The following is a 15,022-nucleotide window of genomic DNA, read 5'->3' as shown; positions in this document are numbered from 1 at the left end:
GGCGGACGCTCAGCCAAAATGCGGAGGTTCGCGTCTTGGTCCACGGATCATACGGGGCCGCCGTCTGTTGGCGAAGCCGGAACCTGTTCAGGAGCCTTACAAATCCGCTCCCGGAAAAAGCCGCCTGGGGGGAAGGCGGCTTTCCGATGGTGAGCGGTTCGGGAGGGGCCGAAAAATCTCACCTGCGCCGACAATGCGCGGCGGGGAACTTGGTTGCATCGCAAAAAAGAAAATTCTTCAGGCCTCGCCGGCGGCCGCGCTAGCGTCGCGCACGAAGCCTTCGCTGGCGGTCAGCAGCCGCTGCGTATAGGGCTCGTGGGCATTGCGGGAGGCAAGGTCGCCCGCCGCGAGCGCCTCGACCGTCTTGCCGCCGCGCATCACCATCAGCCGGTCGCACATATGGGCGATGACGGCCAGGTCGTGGCTCACCATCAGGTAGGTCAGCTTGCGGTCGCGCCTGATCTGCTCGAGGAGGTTGAGCACCTCCGCCTGGACCGAGGCGTCGAGGGCGGAAGTCGGCTCGTCGAGCAGCAGGATGGACGGCTCAAGGATGAGCGCGCGGGCGATGGCGACGCGCTGCCGCTGGCCGCCGGAAAGCTGGTGCGAATAGCGGAAGCGGAAACCCGAACCCAGGCCGACCTCGTCCAGCGCACGCAGGATGCGGCGTTCGGCATCGGCAAAACCGTGGATCGCCAGGGGCTCGGCCAGCAGCCGGTCGACGGTCTGGCGCGGGTGCAGCGAGCCATAAGGGTCCTGGAAGACCATCTGGACGCGGCGATAGAATGCCTTGTCGCGGCGCCTGCCGACGGGGACGCCTTCGACGGCGATGCTTCCGCTTTCGACGGGAGCCAGTCCGGCGATGGCACGGAGCACCGTCGATTTGCCCGAGCCGGACTCGCCGACGAGGCCGAAGGATTCGCCCGGCCGAACCGTCAGGCCGACGCCGTCCAGCGCGCGGAACCCGTCATAGGTGACGACGAGGTCCGATATGTCGAGCGCGGCGGTCAAAGCAGCCATTCCGGCCGACGGTCGAGCGTCGGCAGCGGGTGCCGGTCGTGGTCGATGCGCGGCATGCAGTTCAGCAGTCCCTGCGTGTAGGGATGTTTTGCGCGGGACAGGTCGGCCGCGGCGATCTCCTCGACGATGCGGCCGGCATACATGACGATGACGCGGTCGCAGAAGGACGAGACCAGCCGAAGATCGTGCGAGATGAAGATCAGGCCCATGCCGCGATCGGCGACCAGCCGGTCGAGGATGGCGAGGATGTCGAGCTGCACCGTCACGTCGAGCGCCGATGTCGGCTCGTCGGCGATGAGCAGTTCGGGACCGGCGATCAGCATCATGGCGATCATGGCGCGCTGGCCCATGCCGCCGGAAACCTCGTGCGGATAAAGATCGAAGACGCGCGCGGGGTCGCGAATCTGCACGGCGGCCAGCATGTCCAGCGTGCGCTCGCGCGCCTCGCGCGTGCCGACGTTTTCGTGGGCGCGGAGCGCCTCGACGATCTGGCGGCCTATGCGCATCACCGGGTTCAGCGAATATTTCGGATCCTGCAGGATCATGGCGATGCGTTTTCCGCGCAGGTCGCGGCGCGTGCGCGCGGGGACGGTCAGCAGGTCGATGCCGTCGAATTCCAGGCGCTTGGCCGTGACTTCGGCATGCGGCGGGGTGAGGCCAAGGATGGCGCGGCCGGTCTGCGACTTGCCCGACCCGGATTCGCCAACGATCGCCAGCCGTTCGCGGCCCACCGAGAAGGAGATGCCGCGCACGGCCTCGATGACGCCTGTCCGGGTGGGAAAGCGGACGGAAAGGTCCTCGACGGCGAGCAGCGTCATTGGCGGCTGCCTCGCGGGTCGAGCGCGTCGCGCAGGCCGTCGCCGAGCAGGTTGAAGCCGAGGCTGACGATGAGGATCGCGGCGCCCGGCATGGCGGCCACCCACCACTGGTCGAGGATGAAGCGCCGGCCGGACGCGATCATGGCGCCCCATTCCGGCAGCGGCGGCTGCGCGCCGAGGCCGAGGAAGCCGAGGCCGGCGGCGGTGATGATGATGCCGGCCATGTCGAGCGTCACCCTGACGATCAGCGAGGAGATGCAGAGCGGCATGATGTGGCGGAGCACGATCCGCCAGGGCGAGGCGCCCATCAGGCGGACGGCGGATATGTAGTCGGAGTTGCGCACCGTCAGCGTCTCGGCGCGGGCGATGCGGGCGTAGGGCGGCCATGAGGTGATTGCGATGGCGATGACGGCATTCTCGATGCCGGGGCCAAGGGCGGCGACGAAGGCCAGCGCCAGGATCAGTTTCGGAAAGGCGAGAAAAATGTCGGTGATGCGGGTGAGAACCACATCCGTCCAGCCGCCGGCGTAACCGGCGACCGTGCCGACGATCAGGCCGACGGGCGCGGCGATGATGGCCACCAGCACGATGACGTACAGCGTCAGGCGCGAGCCGTAGACGACGCGCGAGAAGATGTCGCGGCCCTGGTCGTCGGTGCCGAACCAATGCTGGGCACTCGGCGGCAGCAGGCCCTGGCGCAAATCGCCGACGGTCGGTGGGTAGGGCGCGATCAGCTCGGCGAAAGCGGCGAGCAACAGCAGAATGACGATGATTGCCAGGCCGATCAGCGCGAGCCGATTGGCGGAAAAACGCCGCCAGGTCATGTAGGCGCGGCCGAGACGCGCCTGGAGCCGCGACTGCGGGCGCTCGCTCAGCAGCCAGTCGCGGCGGCTTATCGTATTGCCGCTCACGACAGCGTCCTCGGATCGAGCAGACGGTAGAGCAGGTCGGCGAACAGGTTCAGCCCGATGAACACGGCGCCGATGACGATGGTGCCGCCGAGCACGGCGTTCATGTCGGCGTTCTGCAGCGAGTTGGTGAGGTACATGCCGATGCCCGGCCAGGCGAAGATCGTCTCGGTCAGCACCGAGCCTTCGAGCAGCGTCGCGTAGGAGAGCGCAATCACGGTGACCAGCGGCACGGCGGCGTTGCGGAGCGCGTGGCCCCAGATGATGCGGGTTTCGCTCAAGCCCTTGGCGCGGGCGGCGGTGATGTATTCCTGCGCCAGCTCGTTCAGCATGAAGGAGCGCGTCATGCGGCTGATATAGGCCATCGAGAAATAGCCGAGCAGCGAGGCGGGCAGGACGATGTGGCTGAAGATGTCGGCGAAGGCGCCCCATTCGCCCTGGATCGCCGCGTCGAACAGGAAGAGGCCGGTGATCGGGGTAAAGGTGTATTCGTAGGCGATGTCGATGCGGCCGGGGCCGGACACCCAGTCGAGTTTTGCGTAGAAGATCAAAAGGCCCATGAGGCCGAGCCAGAAGATCGGAATGGAGTAGCCGATCAGGCCGATCACGCGCACCACCTGGTCGATCAGGCTGTCGCGCTTGACCGCCGCCAGAACGCCGAGCGGGATGCCGAAAACGAGGCCGATCAGCGTGCCCGCGGTGGCGAGTTCCAGCGTCGCCGGAAACACCCGAAGGATGTCCTGCATGACGGGGTTGCTGGACAGAACCGAGGTGCCGAAGTCGCCGGTCAGCGCCTTCTTCAGATAGAGCCCGTATTGCTGCCAGAGCGGCAGGTCGAGCCCGTATTGCTGGCGCGCGGCGGCCACCGCGCTTGCGGATGCCCGGTCGCCGACGATTGCCAGGACGGGATCGATCGGCACGACGCGGCCGATGAAGAAGGTGACCGTCAGCAGGCCGAAGAAGGTGACGATGCCGACGACAATGAAGCGGACAATGGCGGACAGCACGGCGGAGGCGCCTTTACGCCTCCGCCGCGTTTCGATCGTTGTCGCGACGTTCGCCAATAAACCGGGCTTTCCGGTTCGCTACTTGGTCACGGGCCCGACGAAATTGGTGTCGAAGGTCGGGCCGAGCTTGAAGTTCTGGATATTCTTGCGCAGGCCTGCGACTTCGGTCTCCTGCCAGAGGAACACGAACGGGCCGGTCTCGCGCACCTTCCGCTGAAGGTCGGCGTACATTTCCGCGCGCTTGGTCGCATCGCGTTCCAGCAGCGCCGCCTTGGCCTCGTCCTGGATGTCGGCCGGCACGTCCCATGCGTTGCGCCAGGCGAGCGTCTTGTTCATCGAATCGTCGGCGTTGTTCGGGTTGATGCCGAAGGTTTCCGCATTGGAGTTCGGGTCCCAGTAATCGACACCCCACTGGCCGATATAGGCTTCGTGCGTGCGGGCGCGGAATTTTGTCAGCACCTGCTTGAAGTCGCCGGGGATGATCTCGATCTTGATGCCGACCTGCGCGGCGTTCTGCTGGAGCGATTCGGCGACGCCGGTGACGGGCTGCGTGCTGCGCACGTCCATGGTGATCGAAAAACCGTCCGGCAGGCCTGCCTTGGCGAGCAGTTCCTTGGCCTTGGCGATGTCGAGCTTGTAGGGCTTGTCGTCGAGCGCCCCGAGAATGCCCTTCGGCAGGAAGTTCTGGTGCATGGAGCCGATATTGCGCAGCAACGTATCGCCGAGCGCGTCGTAGTCGACCAGGTACTTGAACGCCTCGCGCACTTCCGGCTTGGCGAGGTTCGGGTTCTTCTGGTTGAAGCTGAAGAAATAAACCGTGCTCTTCGGCGTCGCGGTGATCGCCAGGTCGGGGTTCTTGCTGACGGCGTCGATGTCGCCGGGCTGCAGGTTGCGGGCGACGTCCACGTCGCCCTTTTCCAGCATCAGGCGCTGGGTGGCGCTTTCCTTAGCGTGGCGATAGATCACGCGGGCGAGATTGCCCTTGGTGCCGTAATAATTGTCGTTGCGCTCCAGCACGACGACCTCGTTGGCGCGCCATTCGCGGGTCTTGTAGGGGCCGGAGCCGGCATAGCCGGTCTTCATCCAGCCATTGCCGAAATCATTGTCGAACTTGTACTCGTCGCTCGGCGTGACGGCGGCGACGTGCTCCTTGACGGTCTTGCTGTCGACGACGGCGCCGACGGTGGCGGTCAGGCAGTTCAGCACGAAGCTCGGCGCGTAGGCCTTATCGACGGTGAAGACGAAGGTCGATGGGTCGGCGGACTTGGCCTTTTCCGCGACGTTGTCGCCGGTGAGGCCGAACTGCTGGATGATGAAGGCCGGGCTCTTGTTCAGCTTGACGGCACGCTCGAACGACCAGGCGACGTCTTCCGCCGTGATCGGATTGCCGGAGGCGAACTTCAGGTCAGGCTTCAGCTTGAAGGTGTAGGTCAGGCCGTCGTCGGAGACGGTCCAGCTTTCGGCGATGCCACCGACCACCTTGGTGGTGTCGTTGGCGTCGAGGCGCACCAGCATGTCATAGGTATTGCCGGTGATCTCGCCGGTGGAAAGCTCGAACGCCTCGGCCGGATCGAGCGAGATCATGTCGTCGAACGCCCAGGCCTGGACCAGCGTGTCCGCCGGCGTGTCGGCATAGGCCGGCATGCCCGCCATCATCGCCGCCGAAAGTGCGGCGCCGCCCAGAAGCATCGCAACGCGCCTGTTGATCTTGTCCATCAGCATGTTTCTTTTCCCCTTTTTCGGTTCTTGCTGAACCGTCTCAAGCCTGTTCGCGCCATGCGGAGCGGAGGATCCTGAGCCAGTTCCCACGGCATATCTTGCCGAGTTCCAAATCAGCATAGCCGGCGCTCCGCAGTCCGGCAACGAGCTTGTTGGTGCCCGCCGCGTCGGCGATTTCGCCCGGCACCAGCGCGCCGTCGAAGTCCGATCCGATCGCCACGCCGTCGATGCCGAGCTTGTCGACGAGGTAATCGATGTGCCGGACCATGTCGGAAATCGGCGTGTCGGCGCTTTCGCGCCCGTCGGCGCGCAGCATGGTGACGGCGAAGTTCAGCCCGACGACGCCGTTGCTCTCGCGGATCGCCGCGAGCTGCTTGTCGGTCAGGTTGCGGGCGACCGGCACCAGCGCGTGCGGATTGGAATGGGTGGCGACCAGCGGCTGGTCGGAAATCGCGGCGACGTCCCAAAAACCTTTTTCGGTGATGTGCGACAGGTCGATCATGATGCCGAGCCGGTTGCAGGCCTTGACGAGTTCCTTGCCGGCATCCGTCAGGCCCGGTCCGGTGTCGGGACTTTTTGGAAAGGAGAATGGAACGCCGTGGCCGAAGATGTTGGTGCGGCTCCAGACCGGTCCGAGCGAACGCAGGCCGGCCGCATAGAAGACGTCGAGCGCCGTCAGGTCCGCGCCGATCGCCTCGCAGCCCTCCATGTGAAGCACGGCGGCGAAGGCATCGTCATCCATCGCGTCCTCGATCTCTTGCGTCGAGCAGCAGATCCGCCAGCCGCCGGCGCGTTCCAGCCTCGCGGCGATCGACATGTATTCCATTGCGATATCGAGCGAGGCGGCGCGCTCCAGCGGCTTGGGCAGCGGCGTATCGTAAGTGCCGTCCGGGCCGGGCGGCGCGAAATGCAAGTCATCGGAGGGGATGTAGATGGCGCAGAACCCACCGGCAAAGCCGCCGGCCCTCGACCGCGGCAAGTCAATGTGGCCCGTCGGCGAACCGTCGATGAATTCGGAAACCGGATCGAAACCCTCTCTGGCCCGCCGCCACAAACGGAACAGGACGTCGTTGTGGCCGTCGAACACCTTTTGCATGCGGACCCCTTGCGCTTTGTCCCGCGCAGGCTAGCCGCTCGGACGATATCCGCAAGCCCGCTTTAGGCGGCTCGACCCGGTCAGTGTGCCGCCGGCAATTGGTCCACGCAGGATTGGCCCTGGGGCGCTACTCTTCCCCATCTTCGTCCGCGCCGCTGATCCAGGCGTGAGGCGAGACCTTCTTCTGCGTCGAGCCGTCGACGAACACCCACCAGCCGGCGTCGCCCTCGTCCCAATCGCCTCCGGTGGCGCGCATGCGCTCCAGCGAGCGGTACTGGCCGATCGATTCGTTTTCCTGTCCGTCGGCGTCCGTCCAGACGATCCTCACCTTTCGTCCGTCCGCAGGAGCGGTGTCGATCGGTCTCGTGCGCGCCATGTCAGGGTCTCCTCTGCTGCAATTTCCCTGCGATCGGCTCCCCCGCCAAATCGGAGGCAATCTTCGGATGCTGTGCGACAAGGAATGCAGTGGCCCGCACTCGGTTGCATTTCCGATTTATGGTTATCCAATCCTTAATCGTTTCGACCCTAAGTAACCATGGTGCCCGATGGAACAGGTTGTCGCCTCTTCCATGGGGGCGGGCACGATGGCGCAATTTGACTGGGGAGGAACTGTGTCCCCGAGGAAGAATCCGAATTCGGCCGTGCGGCTGCGCGGAGCGGGTGGTTGCGCGCCGCTCGGGCTTTCCGCCAAAGAGGCGGGAACGCTGATCGCTGGCGGCGGCGATGGGTTCTGGGAAACCGATGCCGCTCTGTCCCTGTCATGGCTCTCGGATGGTTATCGGGAAGCCACGGGCCTCGAACCCGCGGATATCCTCGGCCTGCCTTATGGCGATTTCATCGACCGCCACGCCAAGCGCAATCCGGCTGCCGCGTCACATCTCGCCGCCTTGCAGACGCGCCAAGCTTTCAAGGATTTCGTATTTGAACTGAGAGTCTCCCATCCGGAACGCCGATGGGTGTCGCTGTCGGGCTTTCCGCGTTTCGACGCCGAGGGACGTTTTATCGGTTATCGCGGTGCCGCCCGCAACGTGACCGGCATCGCCGTATCCCTCGCCCAACTGGCGAGCCAGCCGCGGCCTATTGCCGAACCGGACGCCGGGGACGCCGCGCCGACATCCTATGCCGAGCGCATGATGTCGGCGCTCGACGCCATGCCGGATGCGTTCTGCTACTACGACCGCGACAACCGGCTGATTCTCTACAATCAGGCCCTGGCCGACATGTATGGCGATCTAGGTGACGTGCTCGCGCCGGGAACCGACGCGGAGACCATCGTCGAAGCCGGTCTGGCGCGCGGTGTCTGGAGCGCCGACGATTTGTCGGCCGACCAGTGGAAAGAGACAATCCTCGGGGCGAGAGACCACTGCCGGGCATCCGCGACGATCCTGAATTTCCAAAACGGCCGCCGCATTCTGCACCGCGAGGTTCCCACGGCGGATGGCGGCACGATGGCGATCTGCTCCGACGTCACCGATATCGAAAGCAAGCGCGCGGCCCTGAACAAGGCCGAGAGCCAGTCCGCCCAGTTGCTGTCCGACCTGAAGCGGACGATAGACTCGCTGGATCTCGGAGTCGTGCTGCTCGACGCCGACCTCAATACCGAGATCATCAACAAGGCCTTCTATCGCATCTGGAACATAGCGCCGGATGCCGTGCCCGTCGGCCGGCCGTTCCGCTCGCTCATCGATTCCAACCGCCGCACCGGCGTGCATGGCGTCACCGATGCGGGTTGGGACGACTATGCCGAGATGCGGCTGGCGGAGGTTCGGGCGGGCGATGTCGCGCCGCGCGAATTCGCCCGGGCCGACGGGAAGACGCTGATCTATTCGGTGACCGCGCTTTCCGGCGGCAAGCGGCTGGTCTCCTATTTCGACATCACCGAGATGAAGCGGCGGGAACGGGAACTGGCCGAGGTACACGAACGATCGCGGTTGGCCGAGACTGTCATCGACACGATCAAGGATCCGATCTTCATCAAGAACAGCGACTTGAATTTCGTTCTGGTCAACCAGGCCTTCGCCTCGATCTATGGCACCACGGCAGAAGCCATGATCGGAACGCGCGGCAGCGAGCATGTCGCTGAGCAAGACGGCCGCCGCTTCGAGGACAACGAGCGCGCCGTGCTGGAGACCGGGGAGCCCTACGAGGTCGAGGAGGATTTCGACTTCGCAGGGATCGGCAGGACCCGCATCGTGCGCAAGAGCCGCGTCGAGACCGACAAAGGCAGGCAGTACATAGCGGGGTTCGTCTTCGACGTTACGCCGCTCAAGGCCCGGGAAGTCGAGGCGGAAGAGGCCCGCAAGCGGCTCGAGGACGTGCTGGAATCGCTGCCGGCGGGCGTCCTGATCTACGATCGCGACGACAAGTTCGTACTCGCCAACCGTCAGTTGCAGGGTATGTTGCCAGCCGTCAAGGATTGCTGGGTTCCCGGCCGAACTCTGCGCTCCGCGCTCGAACGCGCGCATTCGGCCGGTTATTTCCGCGAGAGCGGCGATCCCGAGACCGACGCCCTGTACGATGTCGACCGCGACGCCTGGCTGGAGCGCCATACGGCGCGTTATCATCAGCCCCAGCTCATCACCGAGTGGCGCAATCCGGACGGCCGCTGGTTCCAGGTCTACGACACCCGCACCAGAGAAGGGACTTTCGTCGGTGTCCGCGTCGACATTACCGAACTCAAGGAACGCGAAAAATCGCTGCGCGACTCGATGCGCCAGATCGAGCTGTTCAGCCATGTGCTGGACGAAATGCCGGTTGCGACCAACATCAAATCCGAGGAACTGGCGCTCGAATATGTCAACAATGCCTGGTCCGACCTGACCGGCTATTCGAAGGCCGAGGCGGTCGGCAAGACCGACCTGGAGCTGTTCGGAGACGGCGAGGGCGGCGGTTTCACGGCCGACGACACCTATGTGGCTGTGACCGGCAACGGGCTGCAATCGGAAGAGACCGTTAGCCACCGCGATGGCAGCGTCACGCATCTGATGACCCGCAAGGGCCGGCTGACGACCCAGGACGGCCATCGGCATGTGTTCGGCTGCAGCACCGATATCACCGATATCAAGCGACGCGAGGCGCTGCTTCAGCAGAGCCTGCGGGAAAACGAGGTTTTTCGCAGCATCATCGACAATATGCCGACCGCCATCTACGCCAAGAAACCCAACCTCGAACTGGTCTATGTCAACAAGGGCTGGTCGGACCTTACAGGATTTCCCAGGGACGAGGCCATCGGCAAGACCGATATCCAACTGTTCGGCGCCGATGGCGAAGCCTTCGCCGAAGTCGATCTCGACGTGCTGCGGGCGCGCGAGACCCGGGTCATCGACGAGACGGTCGCGCAGCTTGATGGAACGATCCGCCACCAGCTTGCCCGCAAGAGCGCTTTCGTCGCGTCCGACGGCTCGCTCTATCTTATCGGCTCGACCGTCGACGTGACGGAGCAGAAGCGGCACGAGGCAGAATTGCAGGAAGCCCGCAGGCGCGCCGAAATCGCCGACCGCGCCAAGTCGGAATTCCTCGCCAATATGAGCCACGAAATCCGCACGCCGATGAACGGCGTGCTCGGAATGGCCGAACTGCTGGCAAGGTCGGACCTCGACCCGAAGCAGAAAACATTCACCGACATCATCGTGAAGTCTGGCAATGCGCTGCTGACGATCATCAACGACATCCTCGATTTTTCGAAGATCGACGCCGGCGAACTGGTGCTCGACGCCTCGCCCTTCACGCTTTCGGAAGCGATCGAGGACGTGGCGACGCTGCTGTCGACGCGGGCGAAGGAAAAGGACCTGGAACTCATCATCCGCGTCGCACCCGGTCTTTCCGACAATTATGTCGGCGATGTCGGCCGCGTGAGGCAGATCGTCACCAATCTGATCGGCAACGCGATCAAGTTCACCGAGGCCGGTCACGTGCTGGTCGAGGCGACGAACCACGACGGGGCCGACGGCACGAACCTGCGCATTTCGGTGACCGATACGGGAATAGGCATTCCCAAGGACAAGCTGGGCGCGGTGTTCGAGAAATTCAGCCAGGTGGACGCTTCGTCGACGCGCCGGCACGAGGGCACCGGGCTGGGGCTGGCGATCACGTCACGGCTCGTCGCCATGATGGGTGGAGCGATCGGTGTGGAAAGCGTGGAGGGGCGGGGGTCCATTTTTTCCTGCACCTTCTCACTGCCTTATGCCGATGCGCCGGCACGGCGGAAGCTCGCACCGTTCGACGTCGGCGGCGCCCGGGTGCTCATCGTCGACGATAATCCGGTGAACAGGGCGATCCTGCTCGAACAGATGGCAAGCTGGCGGTTCGACGCCTGCGCGGCCTCCAGCGGCGCCGAGGGATTGCAGGTTCTCGCGGCCGCCACGCGGCTTGGGCTGGCGGTCGACTGCGTGGTGCTCGACTACCAGATGCCGGGCATGACTGGGCTCGAGCTGACCCGCATAATTCGTGACACGCCGGTGTTTTCCAAGACCCCGATCATCATGCTGACCTCGGTCGACCTGTCGCTGAACATGGGGGCCGTTCGCGATCTGGCGATCGATGCAAATCTGACGAAACCCGTGCGGTCGTCCGGGCTGCTCGAGACGCTGACGGCGATCATCCAGAAGCGCCGAGACCGGGACGGCATCAGCCTGCCGCCGGAAACGGCCGATCCGGCGGAACGCGCCGTTCGCGTCTGCGCCGAACCCTTTTACCCGGAGCGGCGAAAGGCAGGCTTCGAGGATCGTTCTTCGACGCATCGCGTCGACATTCTGGTGGCCGAGGACAACGACGTGAACCAACTGGTGTTCACGCAGATCCTTTCGGAGACCGATTTCACCTTCGAGATCGTCGGCAATGGACGGCTGGCAGTGGAGGCAGCCCAGGAGATGCGGCCGCTGCTGATTCTGATGGACATCTCCATGCCGGAGATGAACGGCCTCGAAGCCACCGGAGCCATCCGGGCACTGGAAGCTTCCTGGGGCAGCCATACGCCGATCATCGGCGTGACCGCGCATGCGCTGAAAGGCGACCGAGAACGCTGCCTGGAAGCCGGCATGGACGATTATCTGCCGAAGCCCATCAGCCCCAGGGCGCTGCTCGACAAGCTGGACCGCTGGATGGGTTCGACGCCGGCATCGGGCAGGGCATCGCCGGCAATTGCATGAGCCCTGCTTTTTGGCGACCGGTACCGAGTCTTACGGCCGTTAAATTCCCCGCATAAAAGCCGCCGGTGCACAGGCGGTGGATTTGCAGCTTCGGCCGCAAGTGATACCGTGTTGTCGCAACAGCTATGGTGAGGGTCATGAGCTGCACTGAGAGACCGGAAGCGGCCGTGGCCGGGCCATGCGCTTCAAGCGCGATGTTGCGCTTTTCATCATGATCCCTTCAGGGTTCATAGTCCCGTCAGAGGCTTCCGCGAGGCGGTCGACGGGTTCGGTGGGCGTTTGCCGGCCGGTTCCCGATTCCGGCTCAGTTGCATTTTTCAGGGGGTCTCGACAAGGGTTGCGCCGCATATGCCGGCACTATTCCGCTGGCGACCATTTACACTGTTTTGCTCGCGGCGTTGCTTTCGCCGGGTTCTGGGGCGTAGCGTGCCAGACGGGGAGAGACCGATGAAATCCGGATCGTTCATGCGCTTTGTCATTCGAATCCTGGCTGTTCTGGCCGTGCTTGCCTTCGCGCACGGTGTTTCCTTTGCCCAGACCCAGCCCGCGGCTGCGACACCCGCGCCGCCGCCGGAAAAAGTGAAACAACTGCTTGATCTTCTCAACGATCCCGAAGTGAAGACCTGGCTGGAAACGAGGCCGGCGGCGCCCGCGGCGGGGCAGGAAGCTCCCGCGGCGACGAACGACGTCACCGATGTCGAGGCGCTTATCCGCAGCCACATCGGCCGGCTGAAGGATGCGTTCGTCCGCTTCCCGCAGGAATTCGCGAACGCTTCCGATGTCGCTTCGCGGGACCTGAACAGCGGCCGGCCAGGGGCCGTGCTCAGCATCCTGGTCGTGCTCATAGGCGTCGGTTACGGAGCGGAATGGCTGTTCCGGCGATTGCTTCGCAGGGTAAGGGGCGGTGGGGCGACGTCGGCATCCGAGCAGCCGCTGCGGCTCTTGTCGGACCTCATTCCCCTGGCAGTGTTCACGCTGGCCAGCGCCGGCCTGTTCCTGGCATTCGAGTGGCCGCCATTGTTGCGGAAGGTCGTCCTTACGCTGCTGCTTGCCTTCGTCGTCTTCCGCTTCGTCCGCACGATCGCGCGGCTGTTGCTTCGGCCTGACGGCACGGCGTCGCAGGGCCAGCCGCGCCTGGTCGAGATCGACGATGCCGGTGCGCGCTTCTGGTACCTGCGGGTGCAACTGTTCGCGGGGATATTCATGCTCGGATGGGCAATCGCCAGCCTGATGCCGCAGCTCAGTTTCTCCGGGGACGCGGCGCTGCTTGTCGCCTATCTTTTCGGACTTGGCCTGCTGGCGGTCGCCATCGAGACGGTCTGGCACAGTCCGGCCCGCAAGATCGCGCCGTCGCCTATCAAGGCATGGCTTCGGACCTTCTTCCTGGTGATCCTCTGGCTGATGTGGGTCGCCGGTTTCGTCGGCCTCCTTTGGGTCGGCATCTACGCTCTGATACTGCCGACCGCGGTTACCGGCGTCGGGCGCATAGCCGAGGGGCTCGCCGGCCGCAGCGAAGCTACGACCCTCTACGCCACGATCAGGAATGTCCTCATCGTGCGCGGCGCACGCGCGGTGCTGATCGCGCTGGCGGTCGCCTGGCTTGCCTACATCTGGAAGCTCCGAGCGGCGGCGATGGGCGAGAACCCCACCGTCGAGCACATCGTGATCGGCTTGCTCAACGGCATCATCGTCCTGTTGATCGCCGACCTGCTCTGGCAACTCTCCAAGGCCTTGATCAGCCACCATCTGGTGCATGCGGAACATACCGGCGGCACGGCGGAGGAGGTGGCCCGCCGGGGACGTCTGCGCACGCTGCTGCCGATCTTCCGCAACGCGCTCGCCGTCTTCATCGCGGTCGTCGCGGTGCTGACCATCCTGTCGGGAATGGGTGTGGCGATCGGGCCGCTGATCGCCGGCGCCGGGATTTTCGGCGTGGCGATCGGCTTCGGGTCGCAGACGCTGGTGAAGGACGTTCTCAGCGGCGTGTTCTTCATGCTCGACGATGCGTTCCGGGTCGGCGAGTACATCCAGAGCGGCAGCTACAAGGGCACGGTCGAGGGTTTCAGCCTGCGCTCGGTCAGGCTGCGCCACCAGCGCGGTCCGATTTTCACCGTGCCGTTCGGCTCGCTCGGCGCCGTGCAGAACATGAGCCGCGACTGGGTCATCGAGAAGATGACGCTGACCGTCACCTACGATTCCGACGTGGAACTCGCCCGCAAGCTGGTCAAGAAGATCGGACAGCAACTGGCGGAGGACCCGGAATTCGCCGCCAGCACACTACAGCCGCTCAAGATGCAGGGCGTCGACAGTTTCGGCGATTCCGGCATCGTGCTGCGCATGAAGCTGATGACCAAGCCCGGCGAGCAGTTCGGCATCAAGCGCAAGGCGCTGGTGATGATCAAGAAGGCATTCGACGAGAACGACATCAAGCTGGCGACGCCGATGGTGCAGGTGTCCGGCGGCGGCGACGATGCGGCCGCGGCAGCCGCGCGCGAGACGCTCCGCAAGCAGAAGCTGGCGGAGACCGAAGCAGCGGCGGCGGCCGAATAAGATTCGCTGGGAAGGCCGCCTTCATACATTGTCGGCTCGCTGATAATCGCGCCGACAATGACAGGCCGGCCGACTGCCGGGCGATGCCACCGTCACGGCAGATTGAAAGTCAGGACCGGCTCGGCATGGTATGGTCGGCGACACGTCGGTCGCGGCCGGCCGTGCCGGCGGCGGTCAAATGAATGTGATCCGAACGATCCGCGTAACAAGCCGCCGTTTGTATTCGTACCAGAGGCAACAATCCCCGGAACGAAGGTGCGAGCATGATCACACGTCGATTTCTTCTGCAGGGCGCGGCCGGTGTCGCCATCGTTGCCGCGGCCGCCCCCGAGACGGTTTTCGCCGCGCAGACCTTCGAGGTCACGCATACCGATGAGGAATGGCGCAAGCTTCTGACGCCGGACCAATTCGTGGTGCTGCGGCAGGCCGGGACCGAGCGGCCATTCACCAGCCCGTTGAACGACGAGCATCGCCGTGGCAATTTTGCCTGTGCGGGCTGCGACCTCGACCTGTTCTCGTCGACGACGAAATTCGACAGCGGCACGGGTTGGCCGAGTTTCTGGGCGCCACTGGAGAAGGCGGTGGGAACAGAGGACGACACGAGCTTCGGCATGGTCCGCACGGCGGTGCATTGCGCGCGATGCGGCGGTCATCTCGGCCATGTCTTTGATGACGGTCCCAAGCCGACCGGCCTGCGCTATTGCATGAACGGGGTCGCAATGACCTTCAAGCCGGTCGCGGCCTGACGGAAAGCCGGATA

10 protein-coding genes are annotated in these 15,022 nt (G+C 64.5%); 3 read left to right on the top strand and 7 right to left on the bottom strand.

The genetic code is table 11. The annotated features are described in order from the left end of the window. Window positions 1-237: 237 nt before the first annotated feature. The 7 genes from ABMA59_RS20425 to ABMA59_RS20395 all read right to left on the bottom strand — a co-directional run bounded on the left by ABMA59_RS20425 (window position 238) and on the right by ABMA59_RS20395 (window position 6,941). A complete protein-coding gene (locus ABMA59_RS20425) occupies window positions 238-1,017 on the bottom strand; it encodes an ABC transporter ATP-binding protein (RefSeq protein WP_425475956.1) in 780 nt (259 codons plus the stop codon). After that, window positions 1,005-1,835, bottom strand: coding sequence for an ABC transporter ATP-binding protein (locus ABMA59_RS20420; RefSeq protein ID WP_349007224.1), 831 nt, complete (start codon window positions 1,833-1,835; stop codon window positions 1,005-1,007). Before ABMA59_RS20420 ends, ABMA59_RS20425 begins: the two co-directional genes overlap by 13 nt. Beyond that, window positions 1,832-2,746 (bottom strand): nickel transporter permease, encoded by a 915-nt coding sequence (nikC, locus tag ABMA59_RS20415; RefSeq protein ID WP_349007223.1) that lies wholly within the window; start codon window positions 2,744-2,746, stop codon window positions 1,832-1,834. The genes ABMA59_RS20420 and nikC overlap by 4 nt, the downstream gene beginning before the upstream one ends. Then, the gene (locus ABMA59_RS20410) at window positions 2,743-3,750 is read right to left on the bottom strand and encodes an ABC transporter permease (protein ID WP_425475955.1); all 1,008 of its coding nucleotides are present in this window, start codon (window positions 3,748-3,750) and stop codon (window positions 2,743-2,745) included. Before ABMA59_RS20410 ends, nikC begins: the two co-directional genes overlap by 4 nt. 78 nt (window positions 3,751-3,828) lie before the next feature. Beyond that, window positions 3,829-5,472 carry an ABC transporter substrate-binding protein gene (locus ABMA59_RS20405; RefSeq protein WP_349007222.1) on the bottom strand — a complete coding sequence of 548 codons (1,644 nt, stop codon included), beginning with the start codon at window positions 5,470-5,472 and terminating at the stop codon, window positions 3,829-3,831. Window positions 5,473-5,509: 37 nt separating this feature from the next. Continuing rightward, entirely contained in the window at window positions 5,510-6,565 is a 1,056-nt protein-coding gene (locus ABMA59_RS20400; protein ID WP_349007221.1) for a dipeptidase, read from the bottom strand. A gap of 127 nt (window positions 6,566-6,692) precedes the next feature. Continuing rightward, window positions 6,693-6,941, bottom strand: coding sequence for a hypothetical protein (locus tag ABMA59_RS20395; RefSeq protein WP_349007220.1), 249 nt, complete (start codon window positions 6,939-6,941; stop codon window positions 6,693-6,695). Between the two features lie 208 nt (window positions 6,942-7,149). On the opposite strand from ABMA59_RS20395, the gene ABMA59_RS20390 reads away from it, so the two are divergent. The 3 genes from ABMA59_RS20390 (at window position 7,150) to msrB (ending at window position 15,008) form a co-directional block, all read left to right on the top strand. Next, window positions 7,150-11,712, top strand: coding sequence for a PAS domain-containing protein (locus tag ABMA59_RS20390; RefSeq protein WP_425475954.1), 4,563 nt, complete (start codon window positions 7,150-7,152; stop codon window positions 11,710-11,712). A gap of 447 nt (window positions 11,713-12,159) precedes the next feature. Then, complete coding sequence (locus ABMA59_RS20385) at window positions 12,160-14,262, top strand: mechanosensitive ion channel domain-containing protein (protein WP_349007218.1); 2,103 nt, start codon at window positions 12,160-12,162, stop codon at window positions 14,260-14,262. 263 nt (window positions 14,263-14,525) lie between these two features. Next, window positions 14,526-15,008, top strand: coding sequence for a peptide-methionine (R)-S-oxide reductase MsrB (gene msrB, locus ABMA59_RS20380; protein ID WP_349007217.1), 483 nt, complete (start codon window positions 14,526-14,528; stop codon window positions 15,006-15,008). The last annotated feature ends 14 nt before the right edge of the window (window positions 15,009-15,022 follow it).

Source organism: Mesorhizobium yinganensis (genome assembly GCF_040081985.1).
In the GTDB taxonomy this organism is placed as follows: domain Bacteria; phylum Pseudomonadota; class Alphaproteobacteria; order Rhizobiales; family Rhizobiaceae; genus Kumtagia; species Kumtagia yinganensis.
Note: the sequence above shows the minus strand (reverse complement) of the source record. Positions and strands in the feature narration are given on the sequence as shown.